Source organism: Bacillus xiamenensis (assembly GCF_000300535.1).
Classification (GTDB): Bacteria; Bacillota; Bacilli; order Bacillales; family Bacillaceae; genus Bacillus; species Bacillus xiamenensis.
The window spans coordinates 1-18,014 of record NZ_AMSH01000065.1 but is presented as its reverse complement, the minus strand read 5'-3'; the positions used below and the strand labels follow the sequence as shown (position 1 = coordinate 18,014).

Genomic DNA, 18,014 nt, shown 5'->3' with positions numbered 1-18,014 from the left:
GCACTCTACATGAGTGCGTGGATTGAAATAACCATTTATTGATTTTGCCAATAGAACGAGTGGCAGTCGCACTCTACATGAGTGCGTGGATTGAAATTTTCCAACGTGGTACGAGGCGACACTCAAAAAGGTCGCACTCTACATGAGCGCATACATCACAATTTCAAGTGCCTATCCAATTCAACATCTACACAAATGAATAATCAACATAATGTACTCTCCCCTAGATCCAAGCCCTACATAACACAAAAAAAGACTCGCTCACACAGAGCCGAGTCTTAATTTTTTTTGCAGTTTTTCTTCACTGAAAATCCAGCCGGTATAAGAATTTTTGATTTGGTGGTCCATGTCGATATGGCAGATCGCGACAAAAGGATAGTGACCTTTGCTGCGGTAGCGCAAATCAATGAACCGCACCTCATAATGATCCTTGTATTTATCTACTTCCCACCGGTAGACAGGGGAGAAGGAGAGAAAGGCTGAAATGTTTTCATCTTGTTTGGCAATTTTCATAATTTCTGTATCAGGGACAGGCACACGGTTAAATGTGTCTAAAATGACGATCTCTCCATTCATACTGCGTCCAACATGGAAGGAGGATTTACATTTCACGGCAATGCGCCATTGTCTGAACTTCATTGTAGGCGAAATAATAATGTCTTCAATGTCATCAAATCGTGCACGCAGCTGACGTTTAATCTGAAGCTGCATGATCACCCTGACGATATAGTAACAGAAAATCACGGCATACAGCGAGATGAACGTATAGCCGGGATGCCCACCAATTGCCCAAATGACAATGGCGACAAGGTGTGTAAAAAAGATAAACGGATCAAAGGTGTTAATGATCCCAAGGGCTACCCACTTCTTCGAAAATGGACGAATGGCCTGCGTACCGTATGCATTGAAAATATCGACAAACACATGGAGCACGACGGCTAATAGTGTCCATAACCAAAGGTGAAGTAAATTCGCCCCAGGCACAAATGGGTAAAGTACAGCCGGAATCAGCAATGACCAGAACAGTACAGCCGGAATGGAATGAGTAAATCCCCGGTGATTTCTTATATAAACCGCATTATTTTTTAGTTTTAGCACAGTATCAATGTCTGGTGCTTGGGAGCCGGCAATGGTCGCGATCATCACGGCATGTGCCATTTGTGGATCTGCGCTGACGGCTGGATCTAAAAGCGCAAGTCCCCCAAGAGAAATGCCCATTACTACATGAGTACCAGTATCCAATTGATTACCTCCTAGTTGTCATGCTTAGGAACAATCATACAAAGTATACGTCATCATTCAAGACTATGTGCAAAATCACTTTTGCTTTGTCCTGATTTAATGTAACATGTTAACGTATCTACAAACAGTATACAACAAATAAGGTTCTTTTCAGAACGTTAGCCCTTGGTTCAATGAGAAGGAGTATAAATATGAAAGACATTCAAGAAAAGCTGGACCGTAAAGATATTGCTGGCTTTCAGCATGATTTAATTGATTGGTATGAAAAAGAACAACGGACACTTCCATGGCGTGAAAATCAAGATCCATACCGCGTCTGGGTATCAGAAGTGATGCTTCAGCAAACGAGAGTGGATACGGTCATTCCGTACTTCCAGCGGTTTATGGAGCAGTTCCCAACGGTGAAAGATCTTGCTTTAGCTGATGAAGAAAAGGTCATGAAAGCATGGGAAGGTCTTGGCTACTACTCAAGAGTTCGTAATTTACAGGCAGCTGTGAAAGAAGTATATGAATCCTACGGGGGCGTTGTCCCTGATACGAAAGAACAATTTTCAAAGCTGAAAGGTGTAGGCCCGTATACGAGTGGTGCTGTGCTGAGCATCGCCTATAACAAGCCGTATCCTGCGGTAGACGGCAACGTCATGAGGGTCATTTCCCGTATTTTATCCATATGGGATGATATTGCCAAACCAAAAACGAGAAACATGTTCGAATTTGCTGTCGATCAGCTCATTTCCCGGGAAAAGCCGTCACAATTCAACCAAGGGCTCATGGAGCTAGGTGCACTCATCTGTACCCCAACTTCCCCGGCATGCCTCATTTGCCCTGTCAACATGCATTGCTCGGCACTCGAGGAAGGCGTCCAGCATGAGCTGCCAGTGAAAAGTAAAAAGAAAAAGCCAACTGCTAAATCAATGGCAGCAGCAGTGTTATTTGACGACACAGGTCACCTATATATTCATAAGCGGCCAAGTACAGGCCTCCTTGCGAATTTATGGGAATTCCCTAACGTGGAAACAACGAAGGGAAGAAAAACGGAAAAAGAGCAGCTGATTGAGTTCTTAAAAGAGGAGGCAGGTGTACAAGCGGAGCTTGGTGATTTAGAAGGCACCATCCAGCATGTATTTACCCATCTCATCTGGAATATTTCCGTTTTCTTTGGACGTGTGACATCTGTATCAGATGACACTGCGTTAAAAAAAGTCACAATAGAAGAATTTGAGGCATATGCTTTGCCAGTCTCACATCAAAAAATATGGAAGATGGCACTCGAGCAGCCTAGTCGTATTTAACCGTCGTACCATGGGTATAATCGGCTTCATTTCGGTGCAGGCCTCCGCGGCTTTCGATTTCAGAAATGATTTCTCGATACTTCGATTGCCCTTCTTCGTTTAAATAAGGTAAAATTTGTTGGAAAGCATGATGAAAGTAAGCAAGCTCGGTATCTTTCCATTGGTCCTTGGACATCATGCCAAGCTGGCTTAAATCGCGTCCTACATACATGAATGCAACCTCCTAATAGGAATTTTCCTATTAGTGTGAAGCGAATGGACGAAAACTATTCAAATCAGGAGATGAACCATAATGAACAAGCGTAAATGTGCATTAATTACAGGCAGCAGTAGAGGGGTTGGGAAAGAAGTGGCCCTTCGTCTGGCTGAAAAAGGATATGACATTGTCATTAACTACGCGAGAAGCAAAAAAGCAGCACTTGAAACAGCGGAAGAAATTGAAGCGATGGGTGTCAAAACGTTGGTGGTCAAAGCCAATGTCGGACAACCTGAGAAAATCAAAGACATGTTTCAGCAAATCGACGAAACCTTTGGCCGTTTAGATGTATTTGTTAACAATGCGGCTTCTGGTGTTCAGCGCCCCATCATGGACCTTGAAGAAAATCATTGGGACTGGACCATGAATATCAATGCGAAAGCCTTATTGTTCTGCGGACAAGAAGCAGCAAAATTAATGGAGAAAAACGGCGGCGGACATATTGTCAGCATTAGCTCACTAGGCTCTATCCGCTACCTTGAAAATTACACAGTGGTTGGCGTATCTAAGGCAGCACTAGAAGCATTGACACGCTACTTATCCGTTGAGCTGTCACCAAAGAATATCGTCGTGAATGCAGTATCAGGCGGCGCTATCGATACAGATGCATTAAAGCATTTCCCAAACCGTGAAGAGTTATTAGAAGATGCGAAGAAAAATACACCAGCTGGCCGAATGGTGGAGATTAAAGACATGGTCGACAGTGTGGAATTCCTTGTATCAGGCAAGGCAGATATGATTAGAGGACAGACCATTATAGTGGATGGCGGACGTTCTCTGCTTGTTTAAAAAATCATGAATAGGATGTACACCTTCTGCACAAAATAATGTGCGTGGAGGTGATAATGATGGATAAACAACAAAACAAAACAAACGCACAACAAGTGAAAAAACAAAACCAAGCTGCTGCACAAGGTGGTCAATATGGCACTGAATTTGCTAGTGAGACTGACGCACAGCACGTAAAAAAATACAACCAAAAAGCTGAGCAAAACAAACAACAAAACAGCTAATCACTGAAACAGAGGAAAGCACTTCATCTACGAATGAAGTGCTTTTCTTTTTGCCTGTCACCACTATCCGACAAAACCTGTAACACCTCTACATAAACAGTCAAAGGACTTCTTCATTCTTTCAAGAAATGGTATAGATACAAAAAGTCGATTCGAATGAAAGGGAGGAGTTAGATGTCTAATTTTGACCAGCTTGTCAGGGAACAAATGCAGCTCATGGATCAACTGCTTGATGTACAAGGTGAACTCGATTTGTATGTAGAGACCGAAAAACGAATGTTGCAAGGTGAAAAAAAGGAAGAGCTGCATCGGCTTCATGATCAAATTAAACAGAAACGAGAGGAACTGCGAAAAGTCCAAATATTATTTACAAAGCAGACAGAACAGGTCATCAATTCATATAAACAAATGGAGAAGAGCTCAACCGTGATGTAAGGGGGTGTGCCGTTCAAGTGGGTTGAATGGCTTTTTCATTTCATTTTTTACTTATGTAACGGTATAATATAATAGAGACATGTTTAGTTGGGAAATTAGGTCTTTGGACTGTTAGGTTTGTTTGTTATAGAAAGTAGGGGAGAAAATATGGGCTATCCCAAGGAAGGAGAAACCATCCAAATTCAAAGCTATAAACATAATGGCTTGATCCACAGGATTTGGAATGAAACCACCATTCTGAAAGCAACGGAATTGTGTATCATTGGGGCAAATGACCGCACAATGGTGACTGAATCCGATGGCCGCACATGGATGACGAGAGAACCGGCTATTTGCTATTTTCATGCAAAACAATGGTTTAATGTCATTGGGATGCTTAGAGATGATGGCGTATATTATTACTGCAACATTAGCTCTCCTTTTGCGACAGACGAAGAGGCAATTAAGTATATTGATTACGATTTAGATGTCAAAGTCTTTCCGGACATGACGTATAATATTTTGGATGAGGATGAGTATGCAGATCATAAGAGACAGATGAATTATCCAAAAGAAATCGATAGTATCTTAAGAGAGCATCTAAATACATTACTGCACTGGATTCACCAGCGGAAAGGGCCATTTGCTCCAGAATTTGTAGATATGTGGTATGAACGTTTTTTACGTTATACAAAATAAGCAAGAGCAGCAAAAACCTGTTTGGCTTTTTATGAGCTAACAGGTTTTTGACTGCTTGCGGATAAGAGGCACTGATAGATTGGGAAGGAGATTTACATGGGGGTCATTAAACGCTACATGGCTTTTGTTACACCGTATAAAAAACAGATTGCATTGACAATGGTAATCGGAATGATCAAATTCTCGATTCCCTTAACCTTGCCTCTGCTCTTAAAGTATGTCATTGATGATGTCATTCAAGGTTCTGGATCGGCTGAAGAAAAAACATCCACTCTCTTTATTATTATGGGAATCATGCTTGTATTATTTTTAGTAATGAGACCGCCTGTTGAGTACTATAGACAATACTATGCGCAGTGGACAGGCAGTAAAGTATTATTTGATATTCGGGAAAAACTGTTCTCGCACATTCAAAAGCTAAGCCTTCGTTATTACGCCAACACGAGAACAGGGGAAATTATTTCAAGGGTGATCAACGATGTGGAGCAGACAAAGGAATTTGTCATCACAGGTCTGATGAACATTTGGCTTGATTTGATGACCGTCCTGATTGTGATAGCTATTATGTGTACACTCGATCTCAAGCTCACCATCGTGTCTGTCATTATTTTTCCTCTATATGCGTTAGCTGTGAAGTATTTTTACGGACGACTTCGCAAGTTGACAAAAGAGCGGTCGCAGGCACTGGCTGAGGTGCAAGGACATCTCCATGAGCGAGTTCAAGGAATGCCCGTCATTCGCAGCTTTGCGATTGAGGAGTACGAACAAGAGAATTTTCACGATGAAAATCAAAATTTCTTAAACAAAGCGATCAACCACACGAATTGGAATGCCAAAACATTCGCAGTCGTCAATACCATCACAGACATTGCGCCGCTGCTCATCATTGCATTTGCTGGTTACACTGTGATTAACGGATCGCTTTCAATTGGGACAATGATTGCGTTTGTCGGCTACATTGACCGGATGTACAACCCAATTCGCCGACTCATTAACTCATCAACGACTTTAACCCAGTCAGTGGCGTCAATGGATCGTATTTTTGAGTTTATTGATGAGCCGTATGAGGTAACAGACCGGCCAAATGCAAAAGAAGCCAATCATTTAAAAGGAGAGGTAGAATTTAAAAATGTGTCCTTCCGTTATGAACATACGCAGGAAGAGATTTTACACAATATCTCCTTAAAAGTAGAAAAAGGACAAACCGTTGCGCTTGTCGGCATGAGCGGTGGAGGGAAGTCTACACTCGTCAGCTTAATTCCTAGATTTTATGATGTCACAAGCGGGTCACTTGAAATTGACGGCATTGATATTAAAGAGTACAAAGCAAGAAGCCTTCGAAATCAAGTTGGAATGGTGCTCCAGGATACATTCTTATTCAGTGACACAATTAAAGAAAATATCGCTGTTGGAGACCCGGAAGCATCCTTTGAGAACATTGTGTCGGCTGCCAAAGCGGCGAATGCCCATGAGTTCATCATGTCTCTTCCTGAAGGATATGACACCAAGGTAGGAGAACGGGGCGTGAAGCTGTCAGGCGGTCAAAAACAACGGATTTCAATTGCGAGGGTATTTCTCAAAAATCCACCCCTCCTCATTTTAGACGAAGCGACATCTGCACTTGATTTAGAAAGTGAGCATTATATTCAAGAAGCGATGCAAAAGCTGGCAAAGGACCGCACAACCTTTATTGTCGCGCACCGTTTATCGACGATTACACATGCCGATCAAATTGTGGTCATGGAAAAAGGCGAGATTGTGGAAAAAGGAACACACGAAGAATTAATGAACCGAGACAGCCACTATCGCCATCTATTTACCATTCAAACATTAAATTAGTAGAAGCCTATCCGATTCTAGCGGATAGGCTTTTTATGCTTGTCAAAAACATGACATAATTCCCAGCTTGTCTCAATACAATTTTAAAAAGTATGACGGGGTGGTGAATATGTGAAAGAACAAGAAGTGTTGCTAGATGTCAAACAGCTGTCCATTGCCTTTCAGCAAAAAAAGCAGAGAGTGCCGATCGTCCATGATATATCTTTCTCTATTCAAAAAGGAAAAACCTTAGGCATTGTTGGGGAATCTGGCTGCGGGAAAAGTATGACTTCGATGTCTTTAATGGGACTGAATCAGCAAACAGAAACAACAGGTGACATACAATTTGAAGGTCAAAACCTGCTGTCACTTTCGGAGAAACAGTGGCGAGAGATCAGAGGAAATGACATTTCGATGATTTTCCAAGAACCTATGACCTCCCTCAATCCTTTAATGACCATCGGCAAGCAAATGACAGAAGCTCTTTTCACACATCAAGCCATCAGCCAAAAAGAAGCAAAAGTGAAGGCGGTAGATTTTCTTCAAACGGTAGGCTTGAAACAAGCAGCGTCATTACTCAAAAAATATCCACATGAACTATCGGGCGGCATGCGTCAGCGTGTCATGATTGCGATGGCGATGCTATGTCACCCAAAGCTCATGATTGCCGATGAACCGACGACTGCACTTGATGTCACCATCCAAGCACAAATTCTTCGTTTGCTCAAAAAGTTAAACGAAGAGATGGACACCGCTATTTTATTTATTACCCACGATCTAGGTGTCGTGCGGCAAATATGCCAGCGTGTCATGATTATGTATGCCGGTCGAATCGTAGAAGAAGGAACTGTTGACCGTATTTTTCAAAAACCTCTGCATCCCTACACAAAAGGCCTTTTCGCCTCTGTTCCATCATTTAAAGAAAAAAAAGAAAAGCTCATCTCTATTGCGGGTCATGTACCCAAACCCGGTGCCATCCAATCAGGCTGTCAATTTGCACCACGCTGTCCACATCAAATGGCACAATGTCTTGAAAAAGACCCAGCCTTACAATCCATTGAACAGTATCACCGCGTCGCATGTTTTCTAATGGAAGGAGGAGAAGGCACTGAGTCACCCACTCTTGCAAGTGAATCAGCTGACAAAGCGTTATGACACATCGGCATTTTTTTCTAAAGACAAACATACGAACTTGGCTTTAAATCAAGTATCCTTTCATGTGAATGAAGGGGAAACGCTCGGCATTGTTGGTGAATCTGGCTGCGGGAAATCAACGCTTGGCAAAAGCCTAATGAGATTAATTGAACCGACTTCTGGTTCTATTCGAATGAAAGGACAAGAAGTAACCCTTCTGAAAGAACGAGAGATGCGTTCCTTAAGAAAAGACATTCAAATGATCTTTCAAGATCCATACGCTTCCTTAAATCCACGAATGAAAATCAAAGATATTTTAGAAGAACCGCTGATCGTCCATAAACATGGAACGAAAGCAGAAAGGCAAAAGCGGGTAAAAGAGATGCTGCATATTGTGGGCTTTGATCCTTCCTTTGGAGACCGCTATGCACACCAATTCAGCGGCGGACAGAGGCAGAGGATTGGGATTGCTAGAGCGCTGATCACTCATCCAAGCCTTGTGATTGCAGATGAACCAGTTTCTGCTTTAGACGTATCCGTTCAAGCACAGATTTTGAATTTAATGCTTGAATTGCAAAAGACGCTTTCTCTTACGTACTTGTTTATTTCTCACGATCTAGGCGTCGTCAAGTATATGAGCGACCGGATTGCCGTCATGTATGCCGGCCGTATTGTCGAAATAGGTCCTGCGGAAGACGTATTTCACAAGCCGCTTCATCCCTATACTTCGCTGCTTCTCAAATCCATTCCACATATGGACCATGTGCTGGAGACGCAGGATGTGGCAGCGGAAGAATCCACGACGGCGACAAGCGGCGGCTGTCCTTTTTATCAAAGATGTCCAAAAAGGTGGGCGCAATGCCTGCAAGCTGTTCCTCCTTTATATGAGGAGGAAACAGATCACGCAGCTGCGTGCTATTTATATCAAAAGGAGGAACACAATGAAGAAGACATGGTTATTCAGTAGTTTCATTTTTGTGCTGGCACTTGCCCTATTTCTAGGGGGCTGTTCGTCTTCACCAACATCAGAAGAAAAAGCCACAAAAGACACTCTCGTCTTCGGCAGAGGAGGAGACTCCACGTCACTTGATCCAATTACAACAACGGAAGGTGAAACCTTCAAGGTCACAGAGAATATGTTTGAAAAGCTTTTGAATTACGGTGAGAAAGACACGACCATCCATCCAGGCCTCGCAACAGAATGGGATGTGGCCAAGGACGGGAAATCGTACACGTTCTACTTAAGAGAAGGTGTGAAGTTTCACGATGGCACAGACTTTAACGCGGAAGCCGTGAAATTCAACTTTGACCGCTGGATGAATGGTGATGCAGAAAAATTTCCCTACTACGGCATGTTTGGTGGCTATAAAAAGGATAAAGGACACGTTATTAAAGACATCATCGTCAAAGGAGAGCATGAAATAGAATTTCAACTAAAACGTCCGCAGGCAACATTCCTGAAAAACATCGCCATGTCACCATTTGGTATTGCCAGTCCTGCGGCTGTTGAAAAAAGCGGCGATGCATTTCGTGAAAATCCAGTTGGTACAGGACCATTCAAATTTAAAGAGTGGAAGCAAAATGACCGTATCGTCTTAGAAAAGAACGAAGATTACTGGCAAAAAGATAAACCGAAGCTAAATCAAATCATCTTCCGCTCCATTCCAGAAAATTCAGCTCGCTTAAATGCGCTGAAAACAGGCGAGATCGACTTAATGGATGGTGTCAACCCGTCAGATTTAGATGGCATTAAAACGGATAAAGCACTCCAGCTTATTGAAAGACCATCCATGAACGTAGGCTATATCGGGCTGACAGTGACGAGAAAGCCGCTCGATAATAAGCTGGTTCGTCAGGCGCTCAATTATGCGGTCGATAAAGAGTCAATCATTGAGTCGTTTTATGGCGGACTTGCTGAACCAGCGAAAAATCCACTTCCACCGTCATTAGAAGGCTACAATGACGACATTGAGCCATATCCATATGATCCTGAAAAAGCGAAAGAGCTATTGAAAGAGGCAGGCTTTCCTAACGGTTTTCAAATCAAGCTTTGGGCGATGCCTGTACCTCGTCCATATATGCCAGATGGGATGAAGGTAGCCGAAGTCATTCAGTCAAACTTTGAAAAGGTCGGCGTTAAAGCCGAAATCGTCACATATGACTGGGCGACTTATTTAGATAAAGCAAGTAAAGGAGAAGCCGATGCGTTCTTATTAGGATGGACTGGGGACAATGGCGATCCTGATAACTTCATCTATACACTGTTGGATAAAGATAGTATAGGCGGTAACAACTATACATTCTTCAAAAACGATAAAATGCATGACATTCTCATTGAAGCGCAAACAGATACTGATCAAAAGAAACGAAATGAATTGTATCAAAAAGCCCAAGAGATCATTCATGATGAAGCACCTTGGATTCCATTGGTACATTCAATTCCAATGCTTGCAGCATCTAAAGATGTAAAAGGTTACCAGCCGCACCCAACGGGTTCAGAAGCTTTGACGGACGTATATTTCGAATAAGCACATAAGGGAGATGATCTATCTCCCTTATTCAAACAATGAAAAAGGCGGTGAAAGCTGTTTGTTTGCTTATTGTATGAAGCGAGCAGGAATGCTCATCCCAGTATTGATCGGAATGACCTTGGTCGTGTTTTCGATCATTCGGTTTATTCCGGGGAATCCAGCACAGGTCATCTTAGGGCAGCGGGCAACAAAAGAAGCAGTAGAGCAATTGACGATCCAGCTTGGTTTAGATCAGCCGTGGTACGTTCAATATGGTCACTACATCCTGGGTCTTTTAAAAGGTGATTTAGGGACTTCCATTCGAACAGGAGCGGCTATTGCCCAGGAAATGAAGCCTTACTTATTCGCTACATTAGAATTGACATTCTTTGCTATGCTGCTGGCGATTATGGTGGGAGTGAATGCAGGAATCATTAGTGCTTGGTTTAAACATTCTTTCTTTGATTATGTTGCGATGTTTATTGCTCTCATTGGGGTGTCCATGCCGATTTTCTGGTTAGGCTTAATGGGACAGTGGCTGTTCTCAATCGAATTAGGAATTTTGCCGACAACTGGGAGAGAAAACGTTAGAAATCCAGTGGACTCGATCACCTATATTCATACGCTGGACACGCTTTTGCAAGGAAGGTTTGATCAATTCATTGACAGCATCAAGCATTTGATTTTACCAAGTACCGCTCTTGCAACCATTCCGGCTGCGATAATTGCGAGGATTACGAGGGCTAGTATGCTGGAGGTGCTTCATTCCGATTTTATTCGAACGGCAAAAGCAAAAGGGGTACGTTCGTTTTTTATCATTTATCAGCATGGGCTGAAAAATGCGCTCATTCCGATTTTGACTATTATCGGCCTTCAGACAGGTCTCCTGCTGGGTGGGGCCATTTTAACCGAAACCATTTTTGCTTGGCCGGGAATTGGGCGGTATATATACGATGCGATCAGCTATCGTGATTATCCAGTCATTCAAACAGGCATTCTCGTTGTTGCGCTCATATTTGTGTTGATCAATTTCATTGTGGACATCTTGTATGCAGTCATTGATCCAAGAATTAAATACTAGGGAAGGGAGAGTGACAACATGGAAGCACAAAAAGAGCGTCAAGCTCCTATATCAAAAGAAGAACGCTCTCAATCACTGATTCTTGAATCGATGAAGCAATTCTTTCAGCATAAGCTGGCGGTCATTGGCAGTGTGATTGTCTTTTTATTTCTCATTCTAGCGATCTTCGCACCGCTCCTTGCTCCGTATGGAATCAATGAGCAGTCACTTGGTGAACGGTTTAGTGCGCCTTCAGCTGCACACTGGTTTGGTACGGATGATTTCGGCAGAGACATATTTTCAAGAGTTGTGCATGGAGCACGGATCTCATTATGGGTAGGTTTCTTTTCGGTTCTCGGCTCTGTCATTTTAGGCACACTGCTTGGATTGATGGCGGGCTACGGCGGCAGATGGCTGGATGCTGTGATCTCGAGATTATTTGATATTTTACTTGCCTTTCCTAGCATTCTATTAGCAATTGCGATCGTCTCCATCTTAGGCCCATCCTTACAAAATGCGCTTATTGCCATAGCGATTATTAACGTCCCGACCTTTGGGCGGCTGGTTCGTTCAAAGGTGCTGAGTATTAAACAAGAAGAATACGTCCTAGCAGCAAAAGCAGTCGGCATGTCACACCGCCGCATCGTCCTCCGTCACATTCTGCCAAATAGTATGGTGCCGGTGATCGTTCAGGCGACCCTTGCGATCGGAACGGCCATCATCGAAGCGGCAGCTTTGGGCTTTTTAGGATTGGGTGCACAAGCGCCAAGTCCAGAGTGGGGGAAAATGCTCGCAGATGCGAGACCTTATCTCGTGCAAGCACCATGGACTTTATTCTTTCCAGGGGTTGCGATCATGCTGACGGTTCTTGGCTTTAATTTGATGGGAGATGGATTAAGGGACACCCTTGATCCTAAAATGAAGAAAATAAAATAAGACCGATTCTTAGAATCGGTCTCAGCGTGTAGACAAACGCTCGCATTCGGTGTCAGTCCTGCGTGCCGGTGCTCACGAATGTTAAATTCGCTCCGCTTCGGTACTTGTCCTTCCTAGTTGGCAAAGGTTTTCAGATCACGCTGAAAAGAAGACAAAGGGCTAAAATCAAGATCATTTTAGCCCTTTTTCAACAATCTGAGACCGATTTTGGAATCGGTCTTTTCTGTTTATGCTTCTTTTTCTTCAGTTTCGATCTCGCTATCTTTTGGGTGATACGTTTGGAAGCTTGTAATCAACGTATCTAAATGCTCCAATTCATCACGGTATTCAATGATGCTGGACATCACATTCAGCATATTATAATCGAGTAAGTCGTTTTCTTGGTTTTGCTGATGCTGAATAAATGATTTCGTTAATGTTTCAAGACGAAGAGAGCATTCATTTTGAAATTCATCGTCATGTGGCTTCATTTTTCCAACAAACTTCATTAAGGTGCGCTCATGCCAATAGAGTAAATGATCAATCTCATCGGTTAAGCTTTCCCTGAAATGCTCTGGCATCAAATGAATTTCATTTTCTAATTTATGAAGCTTTTTCAGTAAGTACAGAGCTCGATTAGACGTCATAATTGCCTGTCTGAACAAAACCAGCTTTCTTGATTTGACATAGGTGGTTTTCTTTAAATAGCTTCGTTCTTCTTTGTATAACAAGTAAATGTGATCTAATTTGATCATACGTTCTTTTATTTGATCGATGTCATCCTTTAAAATGGAATGATCTGTAGACTGTCTGGAGCTCAGACGGATCCATTTTAAAATCTCCTCCGTATTTTCCATAATGTGATGAACCAGCTTTGTTTCATACTTTGGCGGCAGAAAAATGAGATTCACTAAAAATGAAGAAAGCACGCCTAATACCACAGTAGCAGTTCGAATTAAGGCAAAGGAAAGGAAATGATCCCCTGCACTTTCTAAAATGGCGATGACGGTTACAAGTGCAATCGGAATCGTATGTTCAATCTTCAGCTTTAAATTAATGGCGATGACCATAACGGCGGTTAACCCGATAATAACAGGTCCTGTGCCAAAAAGCAGACCGAACGTAATGGCAAGTGCTGCTCCAATAATATTGGCTTGCACTTGATCAACAATTGTTAAAAATGATCGATAAATAGATGGCTGGATAGCAAATACAGCTGCAATTCCCGCAAAGACGGGCGTCGGCAACCCAAGCCATGTTGCCAGGTAAAGCGCGAGTACAATGGCAATACCAGTTTTTAAAATACGGGCTCCAAGTTTCATTGGTTTTGTCCCTGCATTCCTTTCTTTTTGATAATAGATGACCACTCGTCATATATCATACATATTTTGATGAAACAACTAAGTAATATACAGCGGTCTTCCGAAATATTCAAGTGCTTTTTGAAAGTTCATGAAAACATCAAAAGAAGGTATTGAGAAAAAATGTAACAGATTCGCTCGCTTTTGACAATCAAGAGCTGGTAAATAAAAAAACAGACGCACAAATTCACGTCTGTTTTTCACTCAATTATGATTGTTTCAGCTGTTCAAACGCATAATCAACCGCTTGCAGCGTCTCAGAAATATCTTTTTCAGTGTGTGCGATGGTTAAGAACCAAGCCTCGTATTTAGAAGGGGCAAGATTAATGCCTTGTGCGAGCATCAATTTGAAGAAGCGGGCGAACATCTCGCCATCCGTATTTTCAGCCTGCTCGTAGTTCACAATCGTTTCCTTTGTAAAATAAATCGTGAGAGCACCTTTTAAGCGGTTCACTGTAATATCTACTTGATGTTTTTTCGCATGGGCTAAAATTCCTTCTTCTAACATTGCGCCGAGCTGATCGAGACGCTCGTAGACTCCGTCTTCTTTAAGCACTTCCAAGCATGCAATCCCAGAAAGAATAGAGGCGGGATTTCCCGCCATCGTACCAGCTTGATAGGCTGGCCCAAGGGGAGCGACTTGCTCCATAATTTCTTTTTTGCCGCCATAAGCGCCGATTGGAAGACCGCCGCCAATAATTTTACCTAATGCAGTGAGGTCAGGTTTTACTTGAAGCAAGTCTTGTGCACCGCCATACATAAAGCGGAAAGCGGTAATCACTTCGTCATAGATGACAAGTGCGCCTTTTTCATGAGTCAGGTCATTGACCTGTTGCAAGAAGCCGTCTTTAGGCTCCACGATGCCAAAGTTTCCGACAATGGGCTCAACAAGAACAGCTGCTACTTCATCGCCCCAACGATCTAGTGCTTCTTTATAGCTGTCGATATCGTTAAATGGAACGGTAATGACTTCATTGGCGATGCTTTTAGGAACGCCCGCTGAATCTGGCGTTCCTAAAGTGGAAGGGCCAGAGCCAGCTGCAACTAGCACAAGATCAGAATGACCGTGATAACATCCGGCAAATTTAATGATCTTTGTTCTGCCTGTATAAGCGCGGGCCACACGAATGGTGGTCATTACAGCCTCCGTACCTGAATTGACAAAACGAACTTTATCCAATGCAGGCATTGCTTCTTTCAACATTTTCGCAAAAGTGACTTCATGCTTCGTTGGTGTTCCATAAAGGACACCCGTCTCGGCTGCTTTCGTGATGGCTTTTGTAATATGAGGATGAGCATGTCCCGTAATAATTGGACCGTATGCTGCCAAATAGTCGATATAACGGTTTCCGTCAACATCCCAAAAATAAGCGCCTTCTCCTTTTTCCATTGCAACGGGTGACCCGCCGCCTACTGCCTTATATGAACGAGATGGGCTGTTAACCCCTCCAACAATATGCTCCAGTGCCTCTTGATGTAATTTTTCTGATTCTGTGAATTTCATAAATAGCCTCCTGTCTCAACGTAACACGTCGTCTAACATTATTTTAACATGCCAATGCAAGCGTCCTTAGTTGAATATTCTCTCGAAATTGGATAGGCTAATGAAAAAATAGGTTGGAGGGATTGTGTCATGACAATCGAAGTGGGGCAGCAAGTGCCGGATATTGAATTAACAGGTGATAATGGAGAGAAAGTAAAGCTTTCTGATTTTAGAGGAAAACATATTGTCCTTTATTTTTACCCAAAAGATATGACGCCAGGCTGTACAACCGAGGCCTGTGATTTCCGTGACCGCCATCAGAGCTTTGCGGAATTAGATGCTGTCATCATTGGCGTAAGCCCAGACAGTCAGGACAAGCACCAAAAGTTTAAAGAAAAACATGATTTACCGTTCCTGCTTCTTGTAGATGACGAGCAAAAGTTGTCCGAAGCTTTCGGTGTATGGAAGCTGAAAAAGAACTTCGGCAAAGAATACATGGGAATTGAACGTTCCACATTTCTTATTAATAAGGAAGGAACGCTTGTAAAAGAATGGCGCAAAGTAAAGGTGAAAGATCATGTAGAAGAAGCGCTTGAGGAACTGAAAGCTCACGCTTAATAGGATGATAAGATGAGATCGGCAGATGTGCCGGTCTTTTTTGTAAAGAAGAATAGGTAAAAAAGAGGATTGTAATTGACAAAGTTTCGGCTCTGGGGGTACACTATTTATAAAGATTATAATATAAGAATATTTTTGAAGAGAGGTGCATGATGAAATGGCTGCTCACGAACTAAAAGACGCTTTAGACGCTCTAAAAGAAACTGGTGTTCGAATTACTCCGCAGCGCCATGCCATCTTGGAGTTTCTCGTAAATTCTATGACTCACCCAACCGCGGACGATATATATAAAGCACTTGAAGGGAAATTTCCGAATATGAGTGTAGCAACGGTTTACAACAATTTACGAGTATTCCGGGAATCTGGATTAGTAAAAGAATTAACGTATGGGGACTCCTCAAGCCGATTTGATTTTGCGACATCTGATCATTACCATGCAATTTGTGAAAACTGCGGAAAGATCGTTGACTTTCACTATCCTGGCCTTGATGAAGTAGAACAGCTTGCATCCCATGTGACAGGCTTTAAAGTGAGCCATCATCGCTTGGAGATCTATGGAATCTGTCAAGAATGTGCGAAAAAAGAAAATCATTAATGAAAAAGCTGACCAGTTGAATGGTCAGCTTATTTTTATGACTTTTTTCGATTGTAGGATTCATCAAACTCTTTACCCTCTAACGCCCGGTCCAGTGTAAGGGGCTCTCTGCAATGCATGCACATATCCACTCGTCCAAGCACCTTCGTTTCCTTCTCGCACCCTGGACACACAACTCGTACCGCCTTTGTAGAAAGCATACCGATCCAAAAGTAAACGGCTGTACTTAATCCAATCGATAAGACGCCAAGCAGCATAAAGAAAGTCGACAGCCAGATCGATTCCTTGAAGAACACACCGATATACATGATCAGAAAACCAACAAAAACCAAACTAAGTGCAAATGTTCTGATTTTATTAATCTTACTGGAGTATTTCGCCATCCCTAGTCCCCCTTATCTCCAATATAGCACATTTTACCTTTCTGTTTGAATTAGTTATAGAGTTTTGTGAATAAATTGCTTATAATGATGCAATGATCTTTTTTCATGTATTGAAGGAATTTTGATTCTATGAGGAGAAATACATAGCATTAGAGAAGAACCTTACACCCGAGTATTGGAGGAATCACTATGGAAAATCTTCTCCGTCCTATTTATCAAGAGAGAGCAAGCCACCCGGATACATTAGCTGTGATTATAGTAGAAAGAAGACATAAAGTATCTTCTGAAACAGATAACTTTGATGCCGCACTTTTAGTCATCGTAAAAGAAGCGGAAGAGCCATTATTTATCAAACACTATGAATCCGATCACCAAACAGCTTCTTTAAATGTCGTCACAGACGATCAGCTTAAAGAATGGATTACCCTCGGCACCAATCGCCGAATCATTGATTGGATTTTGAATGGAAAAGTTTTGTTTGATCGAAATGAATATATTTTCAACTTGATTGATGAATTGAGTACATTCCCGTTTTCAAACCGTAAGCTCAAAATTGGTTTGGAATATGGTAAGCTCATTCGCAGATATATAGAAGGAAAAGCATTTTTTGAATCAAATCAATTCCTTGATGCATATAATTCCATTGTGCATGCCCTGCATCATTTGGCACGGATTGAAGTGATTGATAAAGGCTTCCACCCAGAAGTGACCGTTTGGAACCAAGTGCGTCATATGGAGCCTGAAGTATATAAACTTTATTCAGAACTAATTGAAAGCCATGAAAGTCTGCATAAGCGGTTAGAATTGTTATTCTTAGCGAATGATTTTTTAATCCATTCAAAAGCAGAAATTGGTGCCGCTCATTTGCGTCATGTCATGGAGCAGCAAGATATTTGGCTTTTTGGCGAGCTTCTTGCACATCCTGACCTCAAACATTTCACGCCTGACCTTAGCATCATGATTGATTTCTTTGTGGAAAAAGGAATTGTTCAGGTGGAGCCAATTGAGACAAAGGGGCAAAAAATCTATCATCGAGGATATTTTGTGAAAAAAGATATTGACGCATGAATATTATGATGGTATATTATTAAACGTCGCTAACGAGCAACCGAGTTGCTTTGAAAGAAAAGCTGACAAAAAGAAATCCCGAAAAACACTTGACGCACAAGGTGCTCAAATGTTATATTAAGAAAGTCGCTTCCGAGCGATAACGAAAATGAT

The 18,014-nt window shown here is 42.2% G+C and carries 18 protein-coding genes and 1 pseudogene; 14 read left to right on the top strand and 5 right to left on the bottom strand.

What is annotated here, in order from left to right; genetic code table 11:
* Positions 1-261: 261 nt before the first annotated feature.
* Complete coding sequence (locus BA1_RS15905) at positions 262-1,242, bottom strand: metal-dependent hydrolase (protein WP_008361067.1); 981 nt, start codon at positions 1,240-1,242, stop codon at positions 262-264.
* A 191-nt stretch (positions 1,243-1,433) separates the two neighbouring features.
* Here BA1_RS15905 and mutY point away from each other — a divergent pair, with 191 nt between their 5' ends.
* Entirely contained in the window at positions 1,434-2,534 is a 1,101-nt protein-coding gene (gene mutY / locus BA1_RS15900) for an A/G-specific adenine glycosylase (protein ID WP_008361065.1), read from the top strand.
* On the opposite strand, the gene BA1_RS15895 is transcribed toward mutY, so the two are convergent.
* Positions 2,521-2,745, bottom strand: a complete 225-nt coding sequence (locus tag BA1_RS15895) for a hypothetical protein (RefSeq protein WP_008361064.1) — start codon at positions 2,743-2,745, stop codon at positions 2,521-2,523. The genes mutY and BA1_RS15895 overlap by 14 nt on opposite strands.
* A gap of 81 nt (positions 2,746-2,826) precedes the next feature.
* On the opposite strand from BA1_RS15895, the gene fabL reads away from it, so the two are divergent.
* The 10 genes and pseudogenes from fabL to BA1_RS15845 all read left to right on the top strand — a co-directional run bounded on the left by fabL (position 2,827) and on the right by BA1_RS15845 (position 12,374).
* On the top strand, positions 2,827-3,579 hold the full coding sequence (fabL, locus tag BA1_RS15890) for an enoyl-[acyl-carrier-protein] reductase FabL (RefSeq protein WP_008361062.1): 753 nt from the start codon (positions 2,827-2,829) through the stop codon (positions 3,577-3,579).
* 74 nt (positions 3,580-3,653) lie between these two features.
* Positions 3,654-3,803: pseudogene (locus BA1_RS15885) on the top strand (gamma-type small acid-soluble spore protein); the annotation flags it as partial.
* A gap of 174 nt (positions 3,804-3,977) precedes the next feature.
* Positions 3,978-4,238 (top strand): YgaB family protein, encoded by a 261-nt coding sequence (locus tag BA1_RS15880; RefSeq protein WP_008361057.1) that lies wholly within the window; start codon positions 3,978-3,980, stop codon positions 4,236-4,238.
* A gap of 147 nt (positions 4,239-4,385) precedes the next feature.
* Positions 4,386-4,916, top strand: coding sequence for a nucleoside tri-diphosphate phosphatase (gene ntdP, locus BA1_RS15875; RefSeq protein ID WP_008341956.1), 531 nt, complete (start codon positions 4,386-4,388; stop codon positions 4,914-4,916).
* A gap of 96 nt (positions 4,917-5,012) precedes the next feature.
* Positions 5,013-6,755, top strand: a complete 1,743-nt coding sequence (locus tag BA1_RS15870; RefSeq protein ID WP_008361055.1) for an ABC transporter ATP-binding protein — start codon at positions 5,013-5,015, stop codon at positions 6,753-6,755.
* A gap of 111 nt (positions 6,756-6,866) precedes the next feature.
* A complete protein-coding gene (locus BA1_RS15865) occupies positions 6,867-7,889 on the top strand; it encodes an ABC transporter ATP-binding protein (protein ID WP_008361053.1) in 1,023 nt (340 codons plus the stop codon).
* Entirely contained in the window at positions 7,858-8,835 is a 978-nt protein-coding gene (locus BA1_RS15860; RefSeq protein WP_008361052.1) for an ABC transporter ATP-binding protein, read from the top strand. Before BA1_RS15865 ends, BA1_RS15860 begins: the two co-directional genes overlap by 32 nt.
* The gene (locus BA1_RS15855) at positions 8,810-10,396 is read left to right on the top strand and encodes an ABC transporter substrate-binding protein (protein WP_008361051.1); all 1,587 of its coding nucleotides are present in this window, start codon (positions 8,810-8,812) and stop codon (positions 10,394-10,396) included. Before BA1_RS15860 ends, BA1_RS15855 begins: the two co-directional genes overlap by 26 nt.
* A gap of 61 nt (positions 10,397-10,457) precedes the next feature.
* Positions 10,458-11,459, top strand: coding sequence for an ABC transporter permease (locus BA1_RS15850; protein WP_008361050.1), 1,002 nt, complete (start codon positions 10,458-10,460; stop codon positions 11,457-11,459).
* Positions 11,460-11,477: 18 nt separating this feature from the next.
* Positions 11,478-12,374: an ABC transporter permease gene (locus tag BA1_RS15845; protein WP_008361049.1), complete on the top strand. Its 897-nt coding sequence runs from the start codon at positions 11,478-11,480 to the stop codon at positions 12,372-12,374.
* A gap of 227 nt (positions 12,375-12,601) precedes the next feature.
* Here the strand turns inward: BA1_RS15845 and BA1_RS15840 are convergent, their stop codons facing one another.
* Both BA1_RS15840 and BA1_RS15835 read right to left on the bottom strand, forming a co-directional pair.
* Entirely contained in the window at positions 12,602-13,675 is a 1,074-nt protein-coding gene (locus BA1_RS15840) for an FUSC family protein (protein WP_008361048.1), read from the bottom strand.
* A gap of 247 nt (positions 13,676-13,922) precedes the next feature.
* Positions 13,923-15,218, bottom strand: a complete 1,296-nt coding sequence (locus BA1_RS15835; RefSeq protein WP_008361047.1) for a glutamate-1-semialdehyde 2,1-aminomutase — start codon at positions 15,216-15,218, stop codon at positions 13,923-13,925.
* A gap of 129 nt (positions 15,219-15,347) precedes the next feature.
* On the opposite strand from BA1_RS15835, the gene bcp reads away from it, so the two are divergent.
* Both bcp and perR read left to right on the top strand, forming a co-directional pair.
* A complete protein-coding gene (gene bcp, locus BA1_RS15830; protein ID WP_008361045.1) occupies positions 15,348-15,815 on the top strand; it encodes a thioredoxin-dependent thiol peroxidase in 468 nt (155 codons plus the stop codon).
* 157 nt (positions 15,816-15,972) lie between these two features.
* On the top strand, positions 15,973-16,410 hold the full coding sequence (gene perR / locus BA1_RS15825) for a peroxide-responsive transcriptional repressor PerR (RefSeq protein ID WP_008361043.1): 438 nt from the start codon (positions 15,973-15,975) through the stop codon (positions 16,408-16,410).
* Positions 16,411-16,445: 35 nt separating this feature from the next.
* Here perR and BA1_RS15820 read toward each other — a convergent pair whose 3' ends face one another.
* Complete coding sequence (locus BA1_RS15820; protein WP_008361040.1) at positions 16,446-16,793, bottom strand: YgzB family protein; 348 nt, start codon at positions 16,791-16,793, stop codon at positions 16,446-16,448.
* 189 nt (positions 16,794-16,982) lie between these two features.
* Between BA1_RS15820 and BA1_RS15815 the strand changes: the two genes are divergently transcribed.
* Complete coding sequence (locus BA1_RS15815) at positions 16,983-17,861, top strand: nucleotidyltransferase-like protein (RefSeq protein WP_008361039.1); 879 nt, start codon at positions 16,983-16,985, stop codon at positions 17,859-17,861.
* The last annotated feature ends 153 nt before the right edge of the window (positions 17,862-18,014 follow it).

Excerpts from the sequence above, each read along its gene's own strand:
- BA1_RS15820 (WP_008361040.1), bottom strand. The coding sequence starts at position 16,793 with ATGGCGAAATACTCCAGTAAGATTAATAAAATCAGAACATTTGCACTT.
- BA1_RS15895 (WP_008361064.1), bottom strand. The coding sequence starts at position 2,745 with ATGTATGTAGGACGCGATTTAAGCCAGCTTGGCATGATGTCCAAGGAC.
- BA1_RS15840 (WP_008361048.1), bottom strand. The coding sequence starts at position 13,675 with ATGAAACTTGGAGCCCGTATTTTAAAAACTGGTATTGCCATTGTACTC.
- perR (WP_008361043.1), top strand. The coding sequence starts at position 15,973 with ATGGCTGCTCACGAACTAAAAGACGCTTTAGACGCTCTAAAAGAAACT.
- mutY (WP_008361065.1), top strand. The coding sequence starts at position 1,434 with ATGAAAGACATTCAAGAAAAGCTGGACCGTAAAGATATTGCTGGCTTT.
- BA1_RS15870 (WP_008361055.1), top strand. The coding sequence starts at position 5,013 with ATGGGGGTCATTAAACGCTACATGGCTTTTGTTACACCGTATAAAAAA.
- BA1_RS15880 (WP_008361057.1), top strand. The coding sequence starts at position 3,978 with ATGTCTAATTTTGACCAGCTTGTCAGGGAACAAATGCAGCTCATGGAT.
- BA1_RS15815 (WP_008361039.1), top strand. The coding sequence starts at position 16,983 with ATGGAAAATCTTCTCCGTCCTATTTATCAAGAGAGAGCAAGCCACCCG.
- bcp (WP_008361045.1), top strand. The coding sequence starts at position 15,348 with ATGACAATCGAAGTGGGGCAGCAAGTGCCGGATATTGAATTAACAGGT.
- ntdP (WP_008341956.1), top strand. The coding sequence starts at position 4,386 with ATGGGCTATCCCAAGGAAGGAGAAACCATCCAAATTCAAAGCTATAAA.
- BA1_RS15845 (WP_008361049.1), top strand. The coding sequence starts at position 11,478 with ATGGAAGCACAAAAAGAGCGTCAAGCTCCTATATCAAAAGAAGAACGC.
- fabL (WP_008361062.1), top strand. The coding sequence starts at position 2,827 with ATGAACAAGCGTAAATGTGCATTAATTACAGGCAGCAGTAGAGGGGTT.
- BA1_RS15855 (WP_008361051.1), top strand. The coding sequence starts at position 8,810 with ATGAAGAAGACATGGTTATTCAGTAGTTTCATTTTTGTGCTGGCACTT.
- BA1_RS15835 (WP_008361047.1), bottom strand. The coding sequence starts at position 15,218 with ATGAAATTCACAGAATCAGAAAAATTACATCAAGAGGCACTGGAGCAT.